General features: G+C 40.0%; 24 protein-coding genes. 8 read left to right on the top strand and 16 right to left on the bottom strand.

What is annotated here, in order from left to right:
* Positions 1-146 precede the first annotated feature (146 nt).
* Complete coding sequence (locus AC1M9H_RS03425) at positions 147-992, top strand: SDR family NAD(P)-dependent oxidoreductase (RefSeq protein ID WP_035264797.1); 846 nt, start codon at positions 147-149, stop codon at positions 990-992.
* Between the two features lie 50 nt (positions 993-1,042).
* On the opposite strand, the gene AC1M9H_RS03420 is transcribed toward AC1M9H_RS03425, so the two are convergent.
* From AC1M9H_RS03420 to AC1M9H_RS03410, 3 genes are all read right to left on the bottom strand, one after another.
* Positions 1,043-2,410, bottom strand: a complete 1,368-nt coding sequence (locus AC1M9H_RS03420; RefSeq protein ID WP_035264795.1) for an MATE family efflux transporter — start codon at positions 2,408-2,410, stop codon at positions 1,043-1,045.
* A gap of 104 nt (positions 2,411-2,514) precedes the next feature.
* Positions 2,515-3,678, bottom strand: a complete 1,164-nt coding sequence (locus tag AC1M9H_RS03415; protein ID WP_481588769.1) for a methionine aminotransferase — start codon at positions 3,676-3,678, stop codon at positions 2,515-2,517.
* A gap of 155 nt (positions 3,679-3,833) precedes the next feature.
* A complete protein-coding gene (locus AC1M9H_RS03410) occupies positions 3,834-4,706 on the bottom strand; it encodes a LysR family transcriptional regulator (protein ID WP_481612764.1) in 873 nt (290 codons plus the stop codon).
* A gap of 97 nt (positions 4,707-4,803) precedes the next feature.
* Here AC1M9H_RS03410 and AC1M9H_RS03405 point away from each other — a divergent pair, with 97 nt between their 5' ends.
* The 3 genes from AC1M9H_RS03405 to thrH are packed head-to-tail and all read left to right on the top strand — an operon-like array spanning position 4,804 to position 6,831.
* Complete coding sequence (locus AC1M9H_RS03405) at positions 4,804-5,574, top strand: 2OG-Fe dioxygenase family protein (protein ID WP_481612763.1); 771 nt, start codon at positions 4,804-4,806, stop codon at positions 5,572-5,574.
* 3 nt (positions 5,575-5,577) lie between these two features.
* Positions 5,578-6,186 (top strand): LysE family translocator, encoded by a 609-nt coding sequence (locus AC1M9H_RS03400; protein WP_481612762.1) that lies wholly within the window; start codon positions 5,578-5,580, stop codon positions 6,184-6,186.
* Positions 6,187-6,198: 12 nt separating this feature from the next.
* Positions 6,199-6,831: a bifunctional phosphoserine phosphatase/homoserine phosphotransferase ThrH gene (gene thrH, locus AC1M9H_RS03395; RefSeq protein ID WP_481612761.1), complete on the top strand. Its 633-nt coding sequence runs from the start codon at positions 6,199-6,201 to the stop codon at positions 6,829-6,831.
* A gap of 187 nt (positions 6,832-7,018) precedes the next feature.
* On the opposite strand, the gene AC1M9H_RS03390 is transcribed toward thrH, so the two are convergent.
* From AC1M9H_RS03390 to AC1M9H_RS03380, 3 genes are read right to left on the bottom strand one after another with little or no spacing between them, the layout of a single operon-like run.
* A complete protein-coding gene (locus tag AC1M9H_RS03390) occupies positions 7,019-8,326 on the bottom strand; it encodes a DUF445 domain-containing protein (protein ID WP_481612760.1) in 1,308 nt (435 codons plus the stop codon).
* A gap of 37 nt (positions 8,327-8,363) precedes the next feature.
* The gene (locus AC1M9H_RS03385; RefSeq protein ID WP_180028385.1) at positions 8,364-8,918 is read right to left on the bottom strand and encodes a CC0125/CC1285 family lipoprotein; all 555 of its coding nucleotides are present in this window, start codon (positions 8,916-8,918) and stop codon (positions 8,364-8,366) included.
* Between the two features lie 35 nt (positions 8,919-8,953).
* Positions 8,954-9,493, bottom strand: coding sequence for a DUF924 family protein (locus tag AC1M9H_RS03380; protein WP_481612759.1), 540 nt, complete (start codon positions 9,491-9,493; stop codon positions 8,954-8,956).
* Between the two features lie 212 nt (positions 9,494-9,705).
* On the opposite strand from AC1M9H_RS03380, the gene gshA reads away from it, so the two are divergent.
* A complete protein-coding gene (gshA, locus tag AC1M9H_RS03375; protein ID WP_481612758.1) occupies positions 9,706-11,283 on the top strand; it encodes a glutamate--cysteine ligase in 1,578 nt (525 codons plus the stop codon).
* A gap of 18 nt (positions 11,284-11,301) precedes the next feature.
* Complete coding sequence (locus tag AC1M9H_RS03370; protein WP_092766544.1) at positions 11,302-11,802, top strand: disulfide bond formation protein B; 501 nt, start codon at positions 11,302-11,304, stop codon at positions 11,800-11,802.
* A gap of 43 nt (positions 11,803-11,845) precedes the next feature.
* On the opposite strand, the gene AC1M9H_RS03365 is transcribed toward AC1M9H_RS03370, so the two are convergent.
* Entirely contained in the window at positions 11,846-13,177 is a 1,332-nt protein-coding gene (locus AC1M9H_RS03365; protein WP_092766543.1) for a PGAP1-like alpha/beta domain-containing protein, read from the bottom strand.
* Between the two features lie 248 nt (positions 13,178-13,425).
* On the opposite strand from AC1M9H_RS03365, the gene AC1M9H_RS03360 reads away from it, so the two are divergent.
* Both AC1M9H_RS03360 and parE read left to right on the top strand, forming a co-directional pair.
* Positions 13,426-14,010, top strand: coding sequence for a YqiA/YcfP family alpha/beta fold hydrolase (locus AC1M9H_RS03360; protein WP_481595710.1), 585 nt, complete (start codon positions 13,426-13,428; stop codon positions 14,008-14,010).
* A gap of 14 nt (positions 14,011-14,024) precedes the next feature.
* Positions 14,025-15,905: a DNA topoisomerase IV subunit B gene (gene parE / locus AC1M9H_RS03355; RefSeq protein ID WP_481612757.1), complete on the top strand. Its 1,881-nt coding sequence runs from the start codon at positions 14,025-14,027 to the stop codon at positions 15,903-15,905.
* A gap of 44 nt (positions 15,906-15,949) precedes the next feature.
* Here parE and AC1M9H_RS03350 read toward each other — a convergent pair whose 3' ends face one another.
* The 9 genes from AC1M9H_RS03350 to urtA form a co-directional block, all read right to left on the bottom strand.
* Positions 15,950-16,246, bottom strand: coding sequence for an FmdB family zinc ribbon protein (locus AC1M9H_RS03350; RefSeq protein WP_481591968.1), 297 nt, complete (start codon positions 16,244-16,246; stop codon positions 15,950-15,952).
* A gap of 121 nt (positions 16,247-16,367) precedes the next feature.
* Positions 16,368-17,546, bottom strand: coding sequence for a formamidase (gene fmdA, locus AC1M9H_RS03345; RefSeq protein WP_092766540.1), 1,179 nt, complete (start codon positions 17,544-17,546; stop codon positions 16,368-16,370).
* Positions 17,547-17,585: 39 nt separating this feature from the next.
* Positions 17,586-18,701 (bottom strand): AAA family ATPase, encoded by a 1,116-nt coding sequence (locus tag AC1M9H_RS03340; RefSeq protein WP_481612756.1) that lies wholly within the window; start codon positions 18,699-18,701, stop codon positions 17,586-17,588.
* Between the two features lie 38 nt (positions 18,702-18,739).
* Positions 18,740-19,783, bottom strand: coding sequence for an aliphatic amidase (locus tag AC1M9H_RS03335; protein WP_035264753.1), 1,044 nt, complete (start codon positions 19,781-19,783; stop codon positions 18,740-18,742).
* A 213-nt stretch (positions 19,784-19,996) separates the two neighbouring features.
* Entirely contained in the window at positions 19,997-20,695 is a 699-nt protein-coding gene (gene urtE / locus AC1M9H_RS03330; RefSeq protein WP_481612755.1) for an urea ABC transporter ATP-binding subunit UrtE, read from the bottom strand.
* A 9-nt stretch (positions 20,696-20,704) separates the two neighbouring features.
* The gene (gene urtD / locus AC1M9H_RS03325; protein WP_481612754.1) at positions 20,705-21,463 is read right to left on the bottom strand and encodes an urea ABC transporter ATP-binding protein UrtD; all 759 of its coding nucleotides are present in this window, start codon (positions 21,461-21,463) and stop codon (positions 20,705-20,707) included.
* Positions 21,460-22,626, bottom strand: coding sequence for an urea ABC transporter permease subunit UrtC (urtC, locus tag AC1M9H_RS03320; RefSeq protein ID WP_481612753.1), 1,167 nt, complete (start codon positions 22,624-22,626; stop codon positions 21,460-21,462). Before urtC ends, urtD begins: the two co-directional genes overlap by 4 nt.
* A 19-nt stretch (positions 22,627-22,645) precedes the next feature.
* A complete protein-coding gene (gene urtB / locus AC1M9H_RS03315; RefSeq protein WP_481612752.1) occupies positions 22,646-23,566 on the bottom strand; it encodes an urea ABC transporter permease subunit UrtB in 921 nt (306 codons plus the stop codon).
* 79 nt (positions 23,567-23,645) lie between these two features.
* On the bottom strand, positions 23,646-24,884 hold the full coding sequence (gene urtA / locus AC1M9H_RS03310; protein WP_179999684.1) for an urea ABC transporter substrate-binding protein: 1,239 nt from the start codon (positions 24,882-24,884) through the stop codon (positions 23,646-23,648).
* Positions 24,885-24,974: the final 90 nt, after the last annotated feature.

Raw genomic sequence — 24,974 nt, 5'->3', positions numbered from 1 at the left:
TGATCAGCTAAAGATACTAAATTGGCCTATAGTAACAATAAAAATGGTCGATAGTTACATTGACAATAATAATTGTCAAAATTATAGTGAACATGAATGACCCAGATCAACGCTGTGGTGCATAAAAATCAAAAAAAGGATTCACAATGAAAAATTTTAAAAACAAAGTGGCTGCAATCACAGGTGCAGGTTCTGGTATTGGTCAACAACTTGCAGTGTTACTGGCTAAGCAAGGTTGTCATTTGTCTTTAAGTGACGTAAATGAAAAGGGCTTAGCAGAAACAGTTGAACTGACGAAGAATGCAAATGTACGAGTCACAACCAAGAAAGTAGATGTTGCGAATCGTGACGAAGTTAAAGCATGGGCGGCTGAAACTGTACAGAATCATGGTTCAGTGAACATGATTTTCAACAATGCTGGGGTGGCATTGGGTTCGACCGTTGAAGGCGCAACATACGAAGAGTTGGAATGGATTGTTAATATTAACTTTTGGGGTGTCGTGTACGGCACTAAAGAATTTTTACCGTATATTAAAAAAACAGGTGATGGACACATTATCAACATTTCAAGTTTATTCGGTTTAACTGCGCAACCCACTCAGTCTGCTTATAATGCAACTAAATTTGCTGTACGTGGTTTCACTGAATCTCTTCGTCAAGAGCTAGATATTGAAAATGTGGGTGTGAGCGCGCTGTGCGTACATCCAGGTGGCATTCGTACCAATATTGCGAAAGCTGCAAAAATGAATGACAGTTTAAAATCTTTGGGCATGAATCCACAGAAATCTGCACAGACATTTGATAAGTTATTACGTTGTCCACCTGAAGAAGCAGCGCGTCAAATTCTAGAAGCAGTACAAAAAGATCGCCGTCGTTTACTGATTGGCAACGATGCGAAAGTGATTGATTTGATGCAACGTGTGATGCCAACGGGCTATCAAAAAGTGACTGCATTTGCGACTAAAATGAGTAAACGTTTCGATTCTAAATAATCGTAAAAAAACCCGCGTCATGCGGGTTTTTTATTTTCCTGATTTCTAATTTAAATCAGTACTTGGACAGTTTTCTTTTTCCAAACAAATTGATAATACAAACCTTGCATCACACATAAGCAAACGAAAGCCAAAGCATAGGCGTACCAGATTCCCGCCAGCCCCCACCATGCGCTAAATAGATAAGCTGCTGGGAGTTCTATACAAAGTATGGCCACTATATTGATGATCATTGGCATAGTGACAGTGCCACTTGCACGCATAATTGAGGCGAAAATAGCACTCGCGCCAAAAAATAAAATTGACCACAGCACAATAAACAATAATTGTTGCCCGAGTATCACAACTTTATCATCTGTAATAAATAATGCCATGAGATATTTTGAGAACAAATAAGCCAAGATTACGAGCCCGCCTGTAAAGACAAAATTCATGCCCAGTGCTGTTTTAGTTACACGTGATAAAGAATCCGCTTTACCTGCACCAATCGCTTGAGCCCCAAAAATAGAAGCGGCAATTGCGATAGACAGAGCAGGGAATTGGATATAGTTCAAAACCTGATTGACTGCGCCATAAGCAGCTGTTGCTTCTGAACCATAGCGATTGACCAAGCCGACAATGACTAAACCTGCCACAGAAGTCGTGACCATTTGAATGCCAGTAGGAACGCCAAGCCTGAGAATAATTTTGCTTAGTTCAGGATTGTGGCGTACATGTTTACACATTGCTAAATCTGGACGTAATGGATGATTTTTTTTATTTAAATAAACGTACAGAAAAATAAGCACGGCCAGATAACCCACAATCGTGGCGATGGCAGGTGCAATGATACCCAATTGAGGAAATCCAAAATATCCAGCGATGAGAACAGGGGTAATAAAGAGCCCAATTAAACTGGTCATTCCCAAAGCGATGAGAGGTGTAATGCTATCACCGACACCACGTAAGATAGAGGTATAAATAATATAAATAAAAAGGAGTGGGCTACCTGCTAACATCCATTGAACATAAGGCAAAGATAAATGCATGACACTTGGGTCTGTGCCCAAGGCCTCAAGAATGTGGCGTGCAGATAGAACACCTAAAATGGCAATAATCGTCCCGCCGATCAATGTCATAAAAATAGTAGAGCCGACAACCGCTCTTACTTTTTCTAAATTTTGTGCTCCCCACGCTTGACCAACCAATACCGTCGAGCCAGCCGAAAGCCCAATTACGAAAGCCAAGAGACAGAACAAAATAGGGAAGAAGACGGAAACAGCAGCAATTGCTTGGACGCCCATCATTTGCCCGACGAAGATCGTATTAATTGTGCCTGATAAATTTTGCAGGATATTGGTTGCAATCAGCGGAACTAAAAAAACTAAAAAAACTTTCCAGAAACCAGGTTCATCAATCGGCCGTAAGGTTCTCGCCATATATAAGTCTTATCCATTATTGTTTTCTATATCAACGGATTGACCTTAACACCTTATCATTCAAATTGCTTTAGTAATAAAGTAATCCGTCTCGTCTCTTTTCGTTATTGTGATTGAACCTTCGTTAAAATTTCTCCTGCAAGATGCAAGGTTTCCTCTCGTTTTGCAAAACAGACCCGAATGAGCTTCAGATCTTGAGGTGGCTGTTGATAAAACACTGATATAGGAATCGCTACCAGTTTGTGTTGTTCTGCAAGATATTGGCACATTTCTATATCTGTGAGCTCAGGTCTTAGTGTACTGAAATCTAAGTTTTGAAAATAAGTTCCTGGTGACGGCAGATATTGAAATTTTGAATGCTGAATTCCATGGATGAATAAGTCACGTTTTGCTTGATAAAAATTGGGGAGATCTAAAATATGTTCAGGATGTTGTTCGATGAATTGATTAAGCGCGACTTGAATCGGATGGACACCACAGAAATTGGCAAATTGATAAATTTGACGAAATACTTTCATCAGTGCCTGAGGTGCAACGCAATATCCAGTTTTCCAACCAGTAACATGAAACGTTTTTCCGAATGAACCAATCACAAAACTACGATCTCGAAGTTCAGGAAAACTAAGCGCAGAATAATGTTGTTGACCATCAAACACTAAATGTTCATAGACCTCGTCAGAAAGTACACAAATGTTTTTATCCTGAATCAACTCGATCAGTTGTTGCCAATCTTGCTTGGACCAAATTGCACCTGAGGGATTATGTGGTGTATTTACAATGATTAATCGCGTTCGTTCATTTATTCGATCTTTTACCACATTCCAGTCAACATGGAAGTCTGGATGTACCAAGTTGATATGGATCGCTTGCGCCCCAGCGAGTTTCACTGCAGGTGCATAACTATCATAAGCAGGATCGAAAATAATTACTTCATCTCCAGCATTTACAACAGCTTGAATCGCACACAAAATTGCAGTCGTTGCACCAGGTGTAATGGTGATTTCGCTGATCGGGTCTAAATCGACTTGGTCTCGTTGGCAGAATTGGGCTGCAATTTTTTGTCTTAAACTCAGCAGACCGTCACCAGGTGGATATTGGTTATAGCCTTGTTGTGTGGCTTGAGCTAAAGCTGCAATTAATTCAGGAGGAGGTGGAAAATCAGGAAAACCTTGAGAAAGATTTAATGCGTTCAACTTTTGGGCGAGTGCTGACATCACGCTAAAAATAGTGACACCTAAGTCTGGTAATTTAGATTCAATTTTAATCATGCTGGATAGTAATATTTAGCCCGTTTCTTCGTAGTTTAGCAGTTGAAATGCCTGCACTAAATACAAATATCTGCGACATATTCGTTTTAATTCTCATAAGATTCTAATGATCTTCAATTAAGTTTAAAACCTTAGATGATCTATGTGATCTCATGTTAAAAATGATTGATCTGACTTTGCTTCATTTCATTTTTTAACCAATTTAAAAAAATAATCTTCCGAGGATCTTCAATAAATCTAGTATGGGACAGTAGATAATAGGCAGAACCATCCTGAAGAATTGGTGTTATTTTTTTTACAGACTTGAGCTCTAATTCTTTTTCAATCATGTAGATAGAAATGATCGTCTTTCCTAGGCCAGCCAAGCAGCCTTCTAAACATAAGTAAAAATGCTCTAATTCTATTTTGGAATGTTTCTTCAAAATATCTTTGAGTTCATCCAATTGGTGTAATTTTTTTGAAAAATAAGGGCGTGATTTAGAAATTAACAATTCTTTGGTTTTAGGGTGGTGAGATGCTTGGACTGCCACAATATATTCATCGCCAATTTTCTCACTAAACAGATGTGATCCCCATTCAAAATCATTTCTTCGTATAGCGATATCGATATTATCTTTTTCAAAGTCGACTACACCACCACCTGTGAGCAAAACCACTTCAAAATCATGTCTAAATTTTTTAAATTCAACAAGTCGTGGAATTAACCACTTCATCGAAATGGTTGGTTCACAGGACAGTACCAATTGTTTGTTTTCAGTTTTATTTTGAGTTAGTCCAATTAAACAATCATCCAATTGATTGAAAATATTCTGAGCGCAATGAAAAAGAGTTTCTCCTTCTTTGGTGAGTATCAAGGTTTTATTTCGTCGTTCAAATAATGTGATATTTAATATTTCTTCGAGATTGTAAATTTGCTTACTGACGGCACTTTGCGTAACAAATAATTTTTTTGCTGCAATCGTGACACTGCTGTATTTAGCGACAAAATAAAAAAACTTCAGTGAATTCAGAGATATTTTTTCTATCATTCCAAAAACTCATATATTTTTAGTCGATAATATTGATTTTATTTTTTTTACTTTTGTTCAAAATAAAGATTACCAAAAGCAAAATAAAGCTAATACAATGGAAAATATATTAAAATTCAGTCCATTTAACAAGCAGCATCTCGATGAATACACATATTCACAAGAGATAATCAAAAAGGGTTATGCGTTTATTGATTTAAATACATTCCAAGAAATACAGAAAAATAATAATTTACACGATGTTAATGAGCAAGATGTCAGTGATTTTATAGACAGTTGGAACGCTCTAGATTTAGATCAATTTATGTCGGATAAAGGTAAATATCGAACAAGAAAACATGCAACTTTTACTATTAATGATAAGCATAAAATTTTACTGAAAAATTCTTATATTCCTCATTTTCAGACGATTGAATACAACACTTTGAATGGTGGAATTGCGAGATATTTTTCAGAGATTGATAAAAATACAATTGAAAATCCAATTTTTAGAAATTTACTACAATTCGCATATTTCACCTTTTCAGAAATTGAAACTGAAAATTGGTTTATCGAAGCGCATCAATTTCGCATTGAAGCAAAATTTAACGATAGTGGTAAGCCAACCCCTGAGGGGATACATCGCGATGGGGTGGATTTCGTTTTAATGGCCATGATCAACCGTCAAAATGTTCAAGGTGGAATGACCCGAATTTATGACTTAAATAAGAATTTGAAAGCAGAATTTATGCTTGAAAATTTTTTAGATATCGCACTTGTGGATGATCATCAGGTCTATCACAGCGTAACGGAAATCAAAGTCAATGATTTTAGGTTGGGTGATATTGGATTAAGAGATGTATTAGTGATCACGTTTAAAAAGGCATAATGAATGGGTGAGTTTATAGCAGTTATTCTCATCACCATACTCGCTGTTGTGAGTCCTGGTGCTGATTTCGCTATCGTGACAAAAAACAGTTACTTATATGGTAGAAGGATAGGTGTTCTCACTTCACTGGGAATTTCTTTAGGTGTGTTGATTCATGTGACTTATACGCTTATTGCTGTCGCATTTGTCATGGCGTATACACCTCAAATTCTAAATATTGTGAAGTATATTGGAGCCATCTATCTCATCTATATCGGTTATAAAACTTTTGTACAAAGTCCGGTTGTCGAGACGTCATCAACTGCTGCAATTAATGCATTTCAAGCAGTGAAATATGGCTTTTTCACCAATGCACTTAATCCTAAAACGACTTTATTTGTGATTAGTACATACACTCAAATCATCAGTGTGAGTACGCCGAAAGCAATTCTGGTCGGTTATGGGCTATTTATGTCTTTTGCTCATTTTTTATGGTTTGGATTGGTGGCTTTGCTTTTTTCATCGATTGTTTTAAGACAGAAAATGTTAGCTAAGCAAGTACAGATTAACAGAGTGATTGGAACTGTATTATGTCTGCTAGGGATAGCACTTCTGTTTGCTAAATTTCAATAATAGGGTAGCAATATGAAAAAGATGGCTTTTATCGATATGGAGGGTGTTCTTGTCCCTGAAATATGGAAACACTTTTCAAATGTATACAATATCCCAGAGTTGGCGATTACAACTCGAGAAGTCGCAGACTATAAGTCTCTGATGGAATTTAGAATTAATTTACTGAAAGAAAATAAAATTCCTTTAAAACAATTAATCGATGACATTAAAGAACTGGATGTTATTCCAGATGCTAAGGAGTTTTTAGAATATTTGCAAAAGGCTGAAAATTTTGAAGTTAACATTATTTCAGATTGCTTTTATGAGTTTTTATTTCCCTTTTTTGAAAAATTAAATCTTCCTGTTAAAAATACATATTGTCATCACTTAGAAATTGGACCAGATGGATTTATAGAAAATGTTCTGTATACACGAGATAAAGGGAAACATGAAATTATTGTAAAGTTCCAAAAAGAAAACGTTTCAATGACCAATAGTATTGCGATCGGTGATGCATTCAATGATTTTTCGATGTTGCATTTAGTTGATTATGGTTTTTTATTTCAACCATCAGAAGACGTGAGAAATAACTCCCCAGCTTATTTTTGTAAAGTAGACTCTTATCAAGATATTATTTCACATTTAAATCGTAAAAAAATTATGTAACCTTATAATATTATTATGGTTTATATAAGATGAAGCAGATGGGAATGACTCTAGTGATAGCTTAGTTCTTTAAATGGATTAAGAATAATAAATACAGCCCATTCATGCAGAAATGGGCTTTTTGATGACGTCAATTCACAATGAATTCAATTTTAGTCAGCGACCAAATTTAAATTTCATTTCTAAGTTAAATCAAAAATTCAACTGCTGCTCGGATGATCCCTAACACTAAACCGATAAATGCACCAACGACAACACCGTTGACGCGAATCATATGTAAGTCACCACCGACTTCATTTTCAATTTTATCGATCATTTCTCGTGAGTCCCATTCGTGAATGCGTTCACTGATAAATAAAATGACTTTTTCGCTGTATTGATCACTGAGATTGACTGCCATTGAACTCATTTTTTCATTTAATAATTGGCGTAATGCAGGATTGGAAATGATGTTTTGACCGACTTGTTGAATCGCAACACGTAAATTTTCAGCTATACCTGAATCTGCTTTCTCCAAATCTTCACGAATGGCATTGCACAGAATGACGACGGCACCAGTAATAAAATTTAAAACTTGAGGACTATCTAACAATGCATTTTTAGTTTCATTTAATTTAAGACTCGCCTGACTTTCAGGATTTGCGAGTTCAGTCATTAAATGCTGTGCAATACTCTCAATTTTTTGACGCCATGGATGCTCTGGATCTGCCAACATTGACTCGACACGCTCTATTAAAGAGTCAATCGTTCTTTGTTGAACATCGATACCGATCCAACTTGCGCCTTTGGCTAAACGCCACACTCCGAGTTCTTTAAATAGGGTGCGGGTTAGCTCCCGAGTTTGTTCAGGATGTGAAGTCACCCAATCGTGCGCAACATCGAGACCACGTTGTAAAACATCTTGGTGGAAGTCATTTTCTAATACGGCACGAATCATTTCACTGGCCAGGGTATTGATTTGAGTGTTCTTTACCCATTGCACACTGTTAGTTTGAATAAACCTACCGACTTGTTCTTGTCCAACAAACTCAAAAACTTTAGGCACTGTCTGTTGAATCACTTGAGTCACTTGACGATTGTTATCTGGATTGGCTAGCCATTGTCCTACTGCCAAACTCACATCTGTTTGACTCAAGCTTTTTGCCACAATCTGTGGCGATAGGAAGTTTTCTTGAACAAAACGTCCCATGGATTCTGCAATACGCGCTTTGTTACGTGGAATAATTTCGGTGTGATCTTTTAAAAACTTAGGAATAGGGATACGGCCGAATGGGTTCCGAAACAAAACCGTAATGGCATACCAATCTGCTAAACCACCAACCACACCTGCTTCAGCAGACAACATTAAAATATGAATAAGCCAAACATATTCTGGAAAAATTTTGGCAGCCACCATGAGCGATATCCAAGCCAATACAGCGACAACCAGTGCGATCATGGCAAACCGTTTGCTTCGATCCAGACTAGGGGTAGTCATTGTTGGTGATACACTCATGCATAATTCCTATGTAAGCTGTTGTATTAATATTATTTTATTGTGATTGAGAAGGCTGTGTTTGTACAGGCAGTATGTCGCCTGTAGCACTTAAACCATATTTAGACCCTAAGGCCTGTAAAATTAAACGTGCATCAAAAGCATCTTGAGGTGCTGTTTTTTGATCTTTAAAACAGGTGATGGTATAGGCTACTTGAACTGGCTCTAAACTGACCACCTGTGGCACATCATAAAAAGGATCAAAGAACATAGGATGTCTACGATATCCATAACCATACGGGTAAGGATTGGAATAAACCACAGCTTGACGAGGTGGTTGTTGTGTGCGATTGCTTGGATCATCTTGGACTTTAAAAAAATGAAAGCCCTGTTTGACCGTTGTTTGTGCAGCTTTAAGTAAGGTTATTTCTTCAGCTGTACCATAGCTCATGTTAGATGAGCCTTGAAAACTAATACGATACGTTGATTGGTTCAAGGGAATAGTTGCGAATTGCCCAAGCTGATCAAATGTACGCGGTTTACTTGGCGTCGTGACACAACCAGACAGCAGGAGCATGCCAGATAATCCCAAAATCATGCATAAGTTTTTCATTTCGCTCTCCTGAAGTCTGTTGTGTCAATATCAATTTAGAAGCTACTGTTTGGCTGTTTTAAGAATTCTATTTCCTCAGGCGTAGAGAAACGATTTAAAATTTCATTACGATGAGGATAGCGGCCGAAACGTTCAATGATGACTTGATGCTTCTTCTCAAAGTCTAAATTTACAGGGTTGCCTAATGCCTCAAACAAACGAAGTGCTTGAGTGTGAATGATTTTTGATTCGCTATGCATGAAAGGCATATATAAGAAGCTACGTTGTTCAGGTTCCAGTTCGAGATCTAAGCCAAGACGAACCGCTTCTTGAGCTAGCCCAAGTGCTAATGGATCTTGGGCAAAAGATTCAGGTTTGCCACGATAAACATTACGAGAAAATTGATCCAAGACAATGATTTCTGCTAAGCGTCCTAAAGCAGTTTCCCGCCATGTCCATAGTTCGCCTGCGGCAGCTTGTTGGATGGTGTGACCAAATTGCGCTTGAATAAGTTGATCGAAAGCATCGCTTTTCGCAAACCAATGCGGTTGAGTTTCAGCACTGAACCAAAAATCTATAACGTTGTGATAATTCATATTCTTTACAGTTTGTTAGCATTTATTCTGCAATAAAATCACAAATTTCAGATGTCTTAAAGACTAAGATTGTGTTAAAAATTTGCCAAAATAAAAGGTTTATCCAACTGAAATGTATATGCAAACTGCATTTGCGAATATAAATCACGGTATACTTGATATAAATCAATAATTTTTTATCTCAGTCGTTCTTCTAGATAAGCGAGTAAGTAATGAGTCAACCCGAAGCGCTCTCTGAAACAATTTTACCAAATTGGGTGGATTCGACGGTGTTTAAAGGTATGTTACGAGGCATTGAGCGCGAAAGCCTAAGGATGCAAAGTGATGGCTTTATCTCCCAGAAAGATCATCCTAAGGGTTTAGGCTCTGCGTTAACTCATCCTCATATTACGACAGATTATTCTGAAGCCTTACTTGAGTTTATTACGCCTCCTCAATCTTCAATTTCTGAAGCATTAAGCTACTTAGAAGATATTCATGCTTTCACCCATCGACACCTAGAAGATGGTGAAAAGCTATGGCCAATGTCGATGCCATGTATGTTGGATGATGAAGAAGAAAGCATTCGTCTTGCGCAATATGGCTCATCCAATATCGGTAAATTCAAAACTTTATACCGCCGTGGTTTAGGTGTACGTTATGGTCGTCGTATGCAGACGATTTCAGGTGTACATTACAATGTTTCATTCCCTGATGCGTTGTTTGAGCAGTTGCAAGCAAACGAGCAAGATGAAGCTTTAAAACAGCTCAGTTTGCAGGATTATCGCAGCCATCGATATTTCGCTTTAATTCGAAATTTCATTCGTTTAACCCCATTGGTTATGTTCCTGATAGGTGCAAGCCCATCAGTCTGTCGTTGTTTTATGACGGGTCGTGAACATCATTTATTGCCTTTAATTAAGGGAACATTGTATTTGCCATATGCCACTGCATTGCGTATGGGGCGCTTTGGATATCAAAACTCGGCGCAGAAAGAGTTAGGTATTCATTACAATGATTTGAAAGGATATTTAGCAGGCTTACAAAAGGCGGTGAAAACGTCTTATGCTGCTTTCAGTCGTTTGGGATTAGATGACGAAGCGGGCGAACCGATCCAAATTAATGATCACGTACTGCAAATTGAAAATGAGTACTACAGTCTTGTACGCCCTAAACAAGTACCACAGTCTGGTGAAACACCATCTGATGCATTAGCAAACCGTGGTGTAGGGTATGTAGAATTGCGCGCAGTAGATGTGAATCCATACAGCCCTATTGGTATCAATGAAGATACTGCAGGCTTCTTAGAGGTATTAGCGCTTTATTGTTTATTAAAAGATAGTCCTGAGCTGCTAGATGATGAACTTGAAGTGATTGAACAAAACCAGCAAGAAGTTGTGAATCGTGGACGTGCGCCAAATGCTGCCATTGTTGAAAATGGTCAATCAATTGAAATTGAGACATGGGCAAATCAATATCTCAAACAGATGCAGCCTTTAGCAGAAAAGTTAGATCAAGCTCACTCGACCTCGTTGTATTCTGATGCAATGCAAATTATGCAATCACGAGTAGATGAAGTGGATGAAACCTTCTCTGCGAAAATAGTAGAAGATACACTAAAACATAGTGGTACTTGGAGCTTAGGTAGTGTGCTCGCGCATCAACATGCTGATCATTATCAAAATTATGTGTTATCTCAGGATAAAGTCACCTATTTTGAACAACTTACAATGCAATCACTTGAGCAGCAACAACAGTTGGAAGCAGAGTCTAGTTTAAGCTTTAAAGAATATCTAAAAGCATATCGATAAAAATATTGAGGAAAGTATATGCAGTGGCAAAATTACCGCATGGTGAGTGGCCTGTTGTTTATAGCCAGCGTGATTGGAATGGCCTTCGCGTTGTATCTCGAACATGTCCAAGGTCTTGAACCTTGTCCATTGTGTGTATTTCAACGGTTAGGTCTGATCGGATTGGGGCTGATTTCTTTTATTGCGTTTCTACACAATCCCGTCCGTAATGGTTTAAAACGAGTATATGCTTTCCTAGGGACATTATCGATTTTATGGTCAGCGGGTGTTGCTGCACGTCATGTCTGGCTGCAGAGTTTACCTCCGGATAAAGTGCCAAGTTGTGGGCCTGGTTTAGATTATTTGGTAGATGCTTTGCCGCTTAAAACAGTGCTTCAACAAGTGCTGTCAGGATCAGGCGAATGTGCGGTAGTAGACTGGACTTTCCTAGGTCAGTCTTTACCTGTGTGGTCTTTGGTATTTTTTAGTATTTTGGTGATCATCTCGATTTGGCAGTTATTCAGAAAGTATTCTGCTTAAAATAAAAAAGCCAACTAATAGTTGGCTTTTTTATTGAAGATGGTCAGGTTTCTACGATTCCTTCCATGCTTTCTAATTTGATTAAATATTTACGGATTTGCTCTTCAGCTAATTCATCGTGATGTGGATAGAACCATTTAACGATTTGCTCAGCAACACTGGAATGGTATTGAATTTCCATATGATTGAGCCCGTAGAACACCGCTTTATGTGATTCTGGCAATTTCAGTTGGAATCGCGGATTTGGATGCTCACCCAAAGCACTTTGCACACTCACTAAGTAATCGCCAATGACTTTAAGTGTACGATTTTTACGATTTTCAAACTCAATTGTTCCAGCTACTAAGAATGTATTGATATGTGAAGGCAGCGGTGCAGGTTTACGATTATCATCCATCATGCCAATACGAGCGTGATTGTGTTCCCAGTCATCATCACGGACACTACCATGGCGTAAATCCAAAATACCATCACTGCGAATATTCACAATGTGGCTGGCTAACTTGATGATGGGAAAGTGTCCAATTTTTTCTTGAACGGCAAAGCCAATACGTTCTAGAACCGCACCATGATGTGGAGAACCTAAGCAGACTAAATTCTCTGCCATGTGAAACCATTGATGGAGATTTTGTTTACCATAAAACAAAGCACTTCGAGAAACCAAACCACCCATACTGTGACCGATTAAATCAAGGCTGGTGATACGTGGATTGCGCTTTACCAAGTCTTCAAGCATATTGGCCAACGAACGACCATTCGCTGAAATTCTGCGCCCAGTGTTGTAATGCAAATAAAGCATGGTGTTGTTGTCGCGTTGTGCAAGCAGTTTTTCACCAATACCGCCATAGTTGCGATTGGTCCAATCAAGATGATTCATGCACAGACCATGGCAAAAGATCACGACACGACCTGACAGGTCACCCTGTTGTAACTCTCCATAGTGATCATACAGATTACTGGTAATCGCCAACGGATTTTGATTTTTGAGTAAATAGTCGCCAATCACGCCATTAAGAGCACTTACCAAAAAAATCATTTTTGGCGTGAGGGGCTTATCATGGAGTTTCGGAAATTGATCAATGATTTTGCGCAGGGCTGGTGCGACCAAATAATTTCCGTAATTTAGAAGCGTGTCATATGAAAATTGATATAACTTTCGAACGTACGTTTTCTTTTGAAATTCTTTTGATGTTTTTTTACTTAAACCAAATACGGTTAAGAGCACTTCACGTTGAAGTGATTGAATGAGATTTTGAACAGCAAGGTTAATTGGAGTGCTGACCAGTTGTGCCAAACCTTCAAGCACATCGGCCTGACTTGGAGGAGATCGATCCCATTTACAATAGGTTTCATGTAGTGGCGTTAAACTCGGCATCTAGTCTTATCCTGATAGTGCATGATCATCTAAAGACACTTTATTTTTAGCAATGATCACTGTATAAAATTCCTTGTATTTATCTTATGTTGTTCATCCCGAACAATTTTTAAGATAACTTTGATTTCAGATCGGCTCTAATTTTTTTGTCTGACAATATTTGTTATCGTACAAAAGAGAAACAAATATGTGATCTGATTCACAATAAAAATTAGAACAATTTTGAGGAAAATGCAATTAATCAGTTCATGAATATTATCTATCTACATGGATTTCAAAGTAGTCCTTTTTCTATTAAAGGGCAACTGATTCGTCAGTATTTTGAAAGACATGAACATGTACAAGTGCATTTGCCTGATTTAAATATGCCGCCTGATCAGGTAATTACTTTGATTTCGACACTCATCGAGTCTATGTCAAATGTCGTTTTGATTGGGAGCAGTTTAGGTGGATTTTATGCGACGCAGCTTGCCGCGAAACATGGAGTCGCAGCTGTACTGATTAATCCCGCTATGCAACCATGGAAATTATTTAGAAACTTGTTTTCAACGGCGCAGTTTCCTCATCCAGTCACTGCGAATTGGTCGTTAGATGAAGCTCAGCTTGATCAATTGGAGCATATGGCAGTTCCGTTTGTGCAAGATGCAGACAAAATCTTGGTCTTGTTACAACAAGGTGATGAAGTTTTGGATTATCGTGAAGCGGAACGTTATTATAATTGCGATGGTCATCAAGCGTTCCTCATTACAGAAACATATGGCAATCACGCGATGGATGATTTCGCGGATAAAATACCCTTGGTATATCAGTTTTTAGCTGACAGCTTAAAATAAGGAAACAATTCAACGTGTCTCAATATACGGCCCAATCCCTTGAAGTCTTATCTGGTTTAGATCCTGTACGCCGTCGTCCAGGCATGTATACCGATACCACACGTCCAAACCATTTGGCGCAAGAGGTCATTGATAATGCGGTCGATGAAGCATTGGCAGGACACGCGAATAAAATTACAGTGACTGTGTATAAAGATGGTTCATTGTCAGTAGAAGATAACGGGCGTGGTATGCCAGTTGATATTCATCCTGAATATGGTCAAAGCGGCATTGAAATCATTCTGACTAAACTGCATGCAGGCGGGAAATTCAGCACAGATAATTATCAATTCTCTGGTGGTTTGCACGGGGTTGGTATTTCTGTTGTAAATGCGCTTTCCACACGTGTGGAAGTCCAAGTTCAGCGCCAAGGTAATTTGTACAAAATGGCCTTTGAGCAAGGTGAAGCAGCGGCACCACTTGAAGTTCTGGAAGGTAAAGCACCTAAACGTGCATCGGGTACCTCAGTTCACTTTTGGCCTGAAGCGAAATATTTTGATTCACCTAAATTTGCATTAAAGGCACTTAAACACAATTTAAAAGCGAAGGCGGTATTAGCTGCTGGCTTACAAATCAATTATGTTGATGAAATTAACGACGAAAAGATCACTTGGCAGTTTGAAAATGGTCTCGTCGATTATTTGATGGATGAGTTGGAAGATCGTGAAATCATCCCTATGCCTGCATTTGTCGCTACAGGTGACGCGGAACGTGCCAGTGCGGAGTTTGCGATTTGTTGGAATGTTGAAGGCGGAGAGAGCATTCAAGAATCTTATGTGAACTTGATTCCAACGGCGCAAGGTGGCACACATGTGAATGGTCTTCGTTCAGGTGTGACGGATGCGATCCGTGAGTTCTGTGAGTTACGTAATCTCTTACCACGTAATATGAAGCTTTCAGCGGAAGATGTGTGGGATGGCGTGAACTATATTCTGTCTTTGAAATTTCAAGAGCCACAATTTTCAGGTCAAACCAAAGAGCGTCTTTCAAGTCGTGAAGCCTCTGGGATTGTGCAGAACATCGCAAAAGATGCTTTTGCCTTATGGTTGAATCAAAACTCTGAAATTGCAATGCAATTGGCTGAAATGGCGATTTCAAAAGCGGGACGTCGTTTAAAAGCTGCAAAGAAAGTTGAGCGCAAAAAAATCGTTTCAGGTCCAACTTTACCAGGCAAATTATCTGATTGTGTGGGACATAGTTTGGAAGAGTCAGAACTATTTATTGTGGAAGGTGATTCTGCTGGAGGATCTGCCAAACAGGCGCGTGATAAGAATTTCCAAGCGATTATGCCGATCCGCGGAAAAATTTTAAACACTTGGGAAGTCTCTTCAGATGAAGTACTTGCTTCTCAAGAGGTTCATAATATTGCAATCGCAATAGGAGTCGATCCGGGTTCTGATGATTTGTCTGAACTTCGCTATGGCAAGATCTGTATTCTTGCCGATGCAGACTCAGATGGATTACATATTGCGACTTTGCTATGTGCATTATTTGTGAAGCACTTCCCAAGTCTAGTTGAAGCAGGGCACTTATTTGTTGCGATGCCACCTTTATTCCGTATTGATGACGGTAAAGATGTGCATTACGCGCTTGACGAAGTAGAATTAGAAGGCATATTGAAAAAAGCCAAAACTAAATCCCCACAAATCACACGATTTAAAGGTTTGGGTGAGATGAATGCAAGTCAGCTCCGTGAAACAACATTGGATCCCAATACTCGTCGTTTGGTGCAACTAGATTTGGATGATGTGCATTTTACTTCAGGTTTATTAGATAAATTATTAGCCAAGAAACGCGCAAGTGATCGTAAAGAATGGTTGGAACAAAAAGGCAACTTAGCTGAATTAGTCGTTTAATTTTCTGCAGACACGAGCATTAAAGCCCGCAGATGCGGGCTTTTTTATACTTCACAGAGTGAACAATTCACACCACGACAGTTGTGTAGCACTGAACTGCGTGCACTATTTTTATTGGTACCTGGACCGCCCACTAAAGGTCCTGCAAGTTGTTCTGCACCTGATCCTGGGCGCCATTTGGTCTTCATGTTGATTTGTTGTCTGCCAGTGATCATCGGTTTTGCTAAGGTTTGTTGTTGGCAGTATTTACATTCGATGGTGTCAGTTGCAATCCTAGAAATAGGCACACGTTGTTCAAAAATTCCTTCGCAGTGATCACAGCGGAAATCGTATAATGGCATGGTCGTGCTCCTACTTATTTTTAAGCATGCGCATGTTTAAAAGTTAAAAAGGAGGTAGCTCGCATGCTTACTCAAGCTACCCCGTAAAATGGTGAAACCTGTAACAACAATAATGCGCTAATTAGCGTTTATGCCCCCAAAATTTATCGTCATTTAAAGCACCTTGCGGCAAGATATTTTGTTCAAAAATAGAGGTTGGGAGTGAGACGGTACATGCACAGTTTGGAATATCTACAATACCTCCGATACGACCTTCAACCGGTGCAGCGGTAAGTAACATGTAGGCTTGTGACCCAGTAAAGCCAAAGTTTTCAAGATACTTAATGGCTTTTAAACATGCTTGGCGGTAAGCCACTGTCGCATCGAGATAGTGATTTACACCATCTTCAACACTGATCCCTTCGAAAGTCAGCCATTGATCATAATTTGGACGCACATTGCTTGGAACAAAGATAGGTGAATCAATATTGTATTTTTCCATCCCACCTTTGATTAAATCGAAACCGACACGTGTAACGCCATCCATTTCTATCGCACCACAGAAACCAATTTCACCATCACCTTGTGAGAAGTGGAGGTCGCCCATTGAGAAGCCAGCACCTTTTTGATAAACAGGGAAGTAAATACGGCTTCCTGCAGCAAGGTCTTTAATGTCTGTGTTACCCCCATGTTCACGTGGAGGAACTGTGCGTGCAGCTTCAGCCGCCATACGATCAAATTCGGGGCCTTTTACACCACGCAGAACGGCTGTACGTGGATCAGGAGGGTTTGCTTGACCTTTAGGAACGAGCAATGCTTCACGGCGATTCCATTCTTTCAGTAAATCATGTGATGGTAGGGTTCCCATCAAGCCAGGATGTTTTAAACCTGCAATACGTACACCAGGGATATGACGTGAAGTTGCAAATAAACCTTTCAAATCCCAAATGGCTTTATCTGCCTCTGGGAAATAGTCCGCCAAGAAGCCACCACCATTTTCCTTGGCAAAAACACCCGAAAAACCCACATCAGAAATCGGTTGAATGTCTAGTAGATCAATGACCAACAAATCACCTGGTTCTGCACCTTCAACATAGAATGGCCCTGTTAAAGGATGAGCACGTGTTAAATCCACATTTTTAACATCAGAAATATCGTCAGTATCTTTAATTTGTGCGTCAAGGAAATCCAAACTTTCAATCAGAATTTCTTCACCAGGTTTTACTGATGTCAGAAAAGGTAAGTCTGGGTGCCAACGGTTGTGACCAATTTCGGCTTGCTCCGCAAGTGGAACTCCTGGTTTGATTTTAATATGTTGCATAATGTATCCCCTGTATTGAGGTCAAATAAAGTTTAGGTCTCAGTGTTGTTGAGATGCTTCGTGTATCAGTAACGGATCAAGTTGTTTCACTGCTGGCTCAATCATCTGAATTTGAAGCTTCGTATTGTCGTAATCGATGATGAATTCACTAATGTGCTTGTTGTTTAGAAAAGCTTTCGCGAGTTCAGGTTCAACTAACACTTTAAAACGACGGCTTAAACCCCGAGCACCAAATCGAACATCATGTCCTGAACTTAGGAATCGAATGGCAGCATCGGTCAAAGCAATGGTTCGACTTTGCTTTTTTAGACGTTGGTTCATTTTGTCAATTTCGAGTTGGACTAAGGTTGCAGCAAAATCAGATTCAACCGGCTGATAATGTAAGATTCGCTCAATGCGATTTAGAAACTCAGGATCAAACTTTTTATCGAGTGCTTTTGTCGTGATTTCACTGTCATCTAATTTCAAATGCTTGGCTAAATTCTGGAGTGGTTTTGGTAATTGACTGAGTTGTTTCAGACGCTTTTGAGCATCTTTGGCACCTACATTACTGGTCATAAAAATCATGCAGTTTTTAAAGTCTAAAACCTTTGTACCCGCAGTTAATTTTAAAGTTCCTGTTTCAAGCACATTGAGTAGCCCTCGAATGACTTCAGTACTGGCTTTTTCAATTTCATCAAAGAGAACAATGCCAGGTTTGGAGAAATTCCCTTGAATCAGGGCTTCATCGAATAAAGTATTTCCTTCTTTAGAGCCGACATAGCCTGGTGGGGCACCTGTCAGGGCGGCTGCATAATGCTCTTGTGCCAATGTATTCATATCAATTCGGCAGAATGCATCAGCTTTACCGTGTATCGCTTCAGCAATGAGGCGGACTGTTTCAGTTTTTCCTACACCGGTAGGACCTAACATCAGTGTGACACTTAAAGGACGATGAGCTGCGTTAAAATCTGCTTTCACTGTGGTGAGCATATTTTCAATTTCATCAAGTGCGGCTTCTTGTCCAATAATATGTTCACGTAGATGGGTCATCACGGCATCTGGTTCAAAACTGAATCGGGAAGTACGTGCAATACATTCCTTGCTTTGCATGTCATAGCGTTGTTTTGCCAAACTTTCCTGATTGGCATGTATACGGTCACTGGCAAATGTCATGTTCGAAACCTCCTGAAATCAAGTCGGACGAAGCTTCTTTAAGAAGCTTCTTTCTCTAACCCTTCGTGAGGTAAGTTGCCAATTGGGCACTCTGCAACGCCAATGGTTGAACGCGTAAACTGCTCAACATTTTCCTGTGCTTTTTGTGCGTCTAAGACCCATGTCTTGTAGAAGTCGAATGGACAATCGGCAACCCCTTTATCACCATCACCATTGTTGTATACGCCTGTATAGCCACGGTGTAGCAGCTTGAACAAGTGGTTTTGTGATTGATCGTATTTACGTGCATCACGTATTTCTGTGAGTGATAACTGTGCGTATTGGATACCATTTTCTTCCGTACCACATTCACCTAATGTACGTCCGTCAAAACCGACCACTGCCGAATGTCCAAAGTAGGTATACACCCCATCAAAACCAGTACAATTGGCAACAGCGACATAAACGTTATTTGCCCAAGCCATACATTTGGCCATATTGATTTGCTGTTCATCAGCCGGGTACATATAACCTTGGCATCGCACCACAAGTTCAGCACCTTTCATCGCACAGTCGCGCCAAATTTCAGGGTAATTACCGTCGTCACAGATAATGAGTGACATCTTGATGCCTTTAGGGCCCTCTGTCACATAAGTCGTATCTCCAGGGCACCAGCCTTCAATTGGGCACCATGGAATAATCTTGCGATATTTTTGAACGATTTCACCTTTGTTATTGATGAGCACTAAGGTGTTATATGGCACTTTATGCGGGTGTTCTTCGTGCTGTTCCCCAGTAATTGAGAATACGCCCCAAACATTTGCTTCAATACAAGCTTGAGAGAAAATTGCCGTTTCATCACCTGGGATTGTGGCTGCCGTTGCCATCATTTCATCATGATCATACATAATGCCCATGGTGCTGTATTCAGGAAAAACAATGAGATCCATACCTGGAATACCTTGTTTAATTCCTTTCAACATTTCAGCAATTTTTTTTGCATTCTCAAGTACTTCTGCTTTGGTGTGCAAGCGTGGAATTTTATAGTTCACTACTGCTACACCTACTGTATTTGGACTACTTGAGATATCACCGTGACGCATTCAACTTACTCCCCATATCTTTAAAATTAAAATCTATGTAAGGAGTTTCTCGTGAAATTGATCGATGCAAAATACGGTGAATTGCGTATATGAAGCGATATTTTGAATGAGTCTTTAGATCGAAATAACAATACCACTCCAAAAAATGGTCAAAAAAAATCCCCCGAAAAATCGAGGGAGATGCCAAATTAAGAATTGATGAGATGACGTGCTTTAAACTGAAAGATATTTGCTAATGGTCGCTTCATCGACATTCGCTCTGACATCTTCATAAGCAAAACGGCCTTTATCGATGACCAAGAAGCGATCTGCCATCGCCATAGTAAAGCTCAGTACTTGCTCGGAGACCACGATAGTGAGGTCTCGTTGATCGCGAATATCTTTTAGCGTTTTCGCAATATCTTTAATAATCGAGGGCTGGATTCCCTCGGTAGGTTCATCGAGCAGCAATACTTTGGGATTGGTGGCGAGTGCACGTGCAATTGCCAATTGTTGCTGTTGTCCACCAGATAAATTTCCCCCTTTGCGTTTACGCATATCCCAAAGTACAGGGAAAAGCTCATACAGATCGTCAGGTACTTTGCCATGGGCAGACGCAGGGAGACCTGTTTGAATATTCTCTAGAACAGACATGGTTGAGAAAATCATACGACCTTGAGGAACATAAGCAACACCATTTTCCACACGTTGATACGGGTCAAGCTTTTCTAAGTTTTTACCATCGAGCTTGATTTCGCCTTGAGAATTTTTAATATCACCGATAAGGGTTTTAAACAGTGTGGTTTTTCCCATCCCATTTCGACCCATAATCGCCACAATTTCTTTGGGTTGAATTTTAAGTTCTAGATCATGAATGACTTGGCTTTGTTTATAACCTGAACACAAAGAACTAATTTCTAATAATCCGCTCATAAGGCCTCCTTAGTGTCCGAGATAGACTTCAATGACTTTTGGATCACTTTGCACATCATCCATTTTTCCTGCTGCGAGGATTTTCCCTTGGTGCAATACTGTCACTTTATCTGCAATGGTTTTTACAAACTCCATATCGTGCTCAATCACGAGGACTGAGCGTCCTTTACTGATTTCACGAAGCAGTTCTGCTGTCTGTTCGCGCTCAGAAACACTCATGCCTGCCACAGGTTCATCCAGCATTAACAACTCGGGGTCTTGCATAAGCAACATCCCTATTTCAAGCCATTGTTTTTGTCCATGAGACAATAGGCCTGCGGAGGTGTGTAATAAATCAGTGAGGAAAATTTTTGAAGCGACTTCTTGGATACGCTCTTCGACATCTTTGGTTCGCTTAAAGAACAAAGCCCCAAACACATTACGACCACGTGGGAAAGACATTTCGAGGTTGTCATAGACTGAAAGGTTTTCGTAAATATTGGGATTTTGAAATTTACGACCGACACCTTTACGAACGATTTCGAACTCTTTGAGCTTAGTCAGTTCAATATCATTAAATTTGATCGTGCCAGAAGTTGCTTTAGTTTTACCGCAAATCAAATCTAACACTGTTGTTTTACCTGCACCATTAGGGCCGATCACCACGTGAACTTCGTTTTTATCGAGATAGAAGTTGAGATCGCTGACGGCTTTAAAGCCGTCAAACGAGACTGTGAGATCTTCAATTACAAGTACAGGTTTTGGCATTTCTACGCCGACTTTACTCATTTCACACCTCCTTCTACTTCAATATTGCTATCTTTTTTGGACTCCGTGGGTTGATGGGGGATAGGTGAAGCCGTTGTTTTTTTATCTTTGAAGATAAGTCGGCGAACATATTTTTCATATAAGCCAGCTAAACCATTCGGTAAGAACATCACAACGCCTATGAACAATGCACCAAGGAAGTACAACCATACTTCAGGGAATGCTTCAGAGAAGTAAGTTTTACCGAGGTTAACTAAAACTGCACCATATACAGCTCCAATCAGTGATAAATGACCGCCTACTGCAGCCAAGATCACCATTTCAATAGATGGGACGATGCCAATAATCGTAGGTGACATGAAGCCGACTTGCAGCGTAAACATTGCCCCACCGACGGAAGAAACGACTGCCGCAAAGCAGAAGATAAAGACTTTGTACATTGAAACGTCATAACCAGAAAAACGTACACGTTCTTCTTTTTCACGCATTGCAGAAAGTAAGCGACCTAACTTTGAGCTGAGAACAAAGCGACTGATCATGATGACTGCGATGAGTAATAATGCATTGATGTAATACAGAACGTACTTTGCCTCATCCGTACGGATGTCCCAGCCATGTAATGTCTTGAGATCAGTAATACCGTTGATACCACCAGTAAAGCCTTGTTGACCAATAATCAAAATTGTCAAAATCGCCACAATCGCTTGCATGATGATAGAGAAATACACGTCTCCTACACGACGAGTAAACATTGCAAAACCAATAATAAAAGCCAATAAAATTGGAATAATTACAATCGCGAATAGGGTAAATGTGAAACTATGGAACGGTTCCCAGAACATTGGTAGGCTGGTAATTTGGTTCCAGTCCATAAAATCAGGAATACCGGGTGTGGTTTGAGCTGCTGTGGATTGCATGTCAGAAGCTTCGAGCTTGAGGAACATGGCCATACAGTAGCCACCGATCCCAAAGAAAATACCCTGACCTAAACTCAAAATGCCGCCGTAACCCCAGCACAGCACTAAACCAATCGCGACAAAGGCAAACGTAAGATATTTACCCATTAAATTGAGACGGAAAACATCTAAAAACATGGGCATTACAAATAGGATCAGTACTGCCAATATAGCCAGTCCAATCGCACCTTCTTTACCGCCTAACAAGGCATTCATTGGATTACTCATATCAATCTCTCCTGAATACCTATTTACGAACTTTGATTGAGAACAAACCTTGAGGACGTAACATCAAAATGATGATGACCGTCGCTAAGGTAATGACTTTGGCAACAGAGCCTGACAGGAAGAACTCTAGGATTGATTGGGCTTGTGCAATACTGAAAGCCGAAGCGATAGTGCCTAATAGACTTGCAGCTCCACCAAACACCACAACCAAGAACGTGTCTACGATATAGAGAGAGCCTGCAGTTGGACCAGTTGAGCCAATTGTCGTAAACGCCGCACCAGCAATACCGGCCAAACCACAACCTAATGCGAATGTTAGACTGTCCACACGCTTTGTATTAATACCAACGGCACCACTCATGAAACGGTTTTGGTTTGTCGCACGAAGCTGTAAGCCCCAGCGAGAACGATAGATGAGGAAATAGACGAAAGCGGTCACGGTGAGTGTGACACCGACAAGGAATAAGCCATTAATAGGAATATCAATCGTCTCTGTCGGTTGATAAGAGCCCATAAGCCAATCAGGTAGTGTTGGACTCACTTCTTTGGGACCAAATGTAGAGCGAAACACTTGTTGCATGATTAAGCTCAAGCCCCAAGTTGCAAGCAAAGTATCGAGTGGCCGCTGATAAAGCCGACTAATCATGAGCCGTTCGACCATATAGCCGATAATGCCTGCTGTCAGAAAAGCTGCCACAATCGCTACAATAAAATAATAGGGAAGCAATTGAGGAAAATAGCCTTCAGTCAGGGTTGAAATGACAAATGTGGTATACGCGCCTATTGTGAGGAATTCACCATGTGCCATATTGATGACACCCATTTGCCCAAAAATAATTGCAAGGCCCAGTGCCATTAACAACAGCACACAGAAAACAGAAAGACCATTAAAGCCTTGCATCGCAAATATTGCACCGAAGTCAGCTAAAGATAAATCCATCGCCTCATCCTCCAAGCTTTAAATAATAGGTTTGAAATGAAAAGATCAGGAGAGGTCTCTCCTGATCATGTGCTATCGATTAGTAGCCTTTAGGGAATGGATTAGGCTTGATTAAACCTTTTGATTCGTAGACCACTTTGAATTGACCATTGGTTTGCACTTGTGCAATACGTGATTTGCTCCATAAATGATGATTGGCATCAATTTTCACGTAACCTTCAGGCGCATTTTTCATTTCGATGCCTGGAGAGGCTTTGGTAACTTTGGCAACATCAAAACTACCAGCTTTTTCAACTGCGGCTTTCCATAACCACGGACCAAGATAAGCGGCTTGAGTCACATCACCAATTACTGCTTTAGGACCGTATTTCGCTTTAAATGCTTTTACGAAAGCTGCGTTACTTGGATTATTTAGACTTTGGAAATATTTCATTGAAGAGTAGAAACCCTTCATATTTTCGCCACCAATCCCCAGTAATTCATCTTCTGTCACAGAGAAGGTGAGCAGTGTTTGCTTATCGCCAGTCACGCCTGCAGCTTTCATTTGCTTATAGAATGAAACGTTTGATCCACCCACCACGGCAGCGACAATTGCATCTGGTTTACGAAGTTTGGTTTTGTTAATTAAAGAACCAAATTGCGTATGGCCAAGCGGGTAGTATTCTTCACCGACGACTTTACCTTTCAACACTTTTTCAATGTGTGTACGGGCAATTTTCATGGTGGTACGTGGCCAAATATAGTCAGAACCGATCAAATAGAATGTTTTGGCTTTTTTCTCACGTGCAAGCCAATTCAGAGACTCAAGCACCTGTTGTGTAGCTTCTTGACCGGTATAAATCACATTTTTAGATTGTTCTAGACCTTCATAGAATGTTGGGTAATACAGAAGCGAATTATTTCGTTCAATAATAGGTAATACGGCTTTACGAGAAGCTGAAGTCCAGCAACCAAAAATTGCTGCAACACGATCCTTTTCAGTTAATTTTCGGGCTTTCTCAGCGAAAGTTGGCCAGTCAGATGCACCATCTTCTTGAACAATTTTAATCTGACGACCTAATACACCACCTTGTTTGTTGATCTGCTCAATGGCTAAGCGTTCTGCTTGGATGGCCCCTGTTTCAGAGATTGCCATCGTTCCCGTCGCTGAATGAAGCTGACCGACATAGACGAATTTATCATTTACGTTAAGTTTGGTTGTATTTACTTTTGCTGTCGCTGGAGCACTCGCAGTGGTCAAGACAGGTGCCAGTAAAAAAGGAACAGCGAGTAGTCCTGCGAGTAAGCCAGATGTTTTAACTTTAGATTTTAAGGTCATTGGTGTTCCCCTGATGAAGTGGATAAGGCCATTGCGCGATTTATTGTTTGCGCTTGCTATGGACTTAAGCCTAAGGGGTGTTAAAAAATG

Source organism: Acinetobacter sp. ANC_7512 (assembly GCF_056779935.1).
Note: the sequence above shows the minus strand (reverse complement) of the source record. Positions and strands in the feature narration are given on the sequence as shown.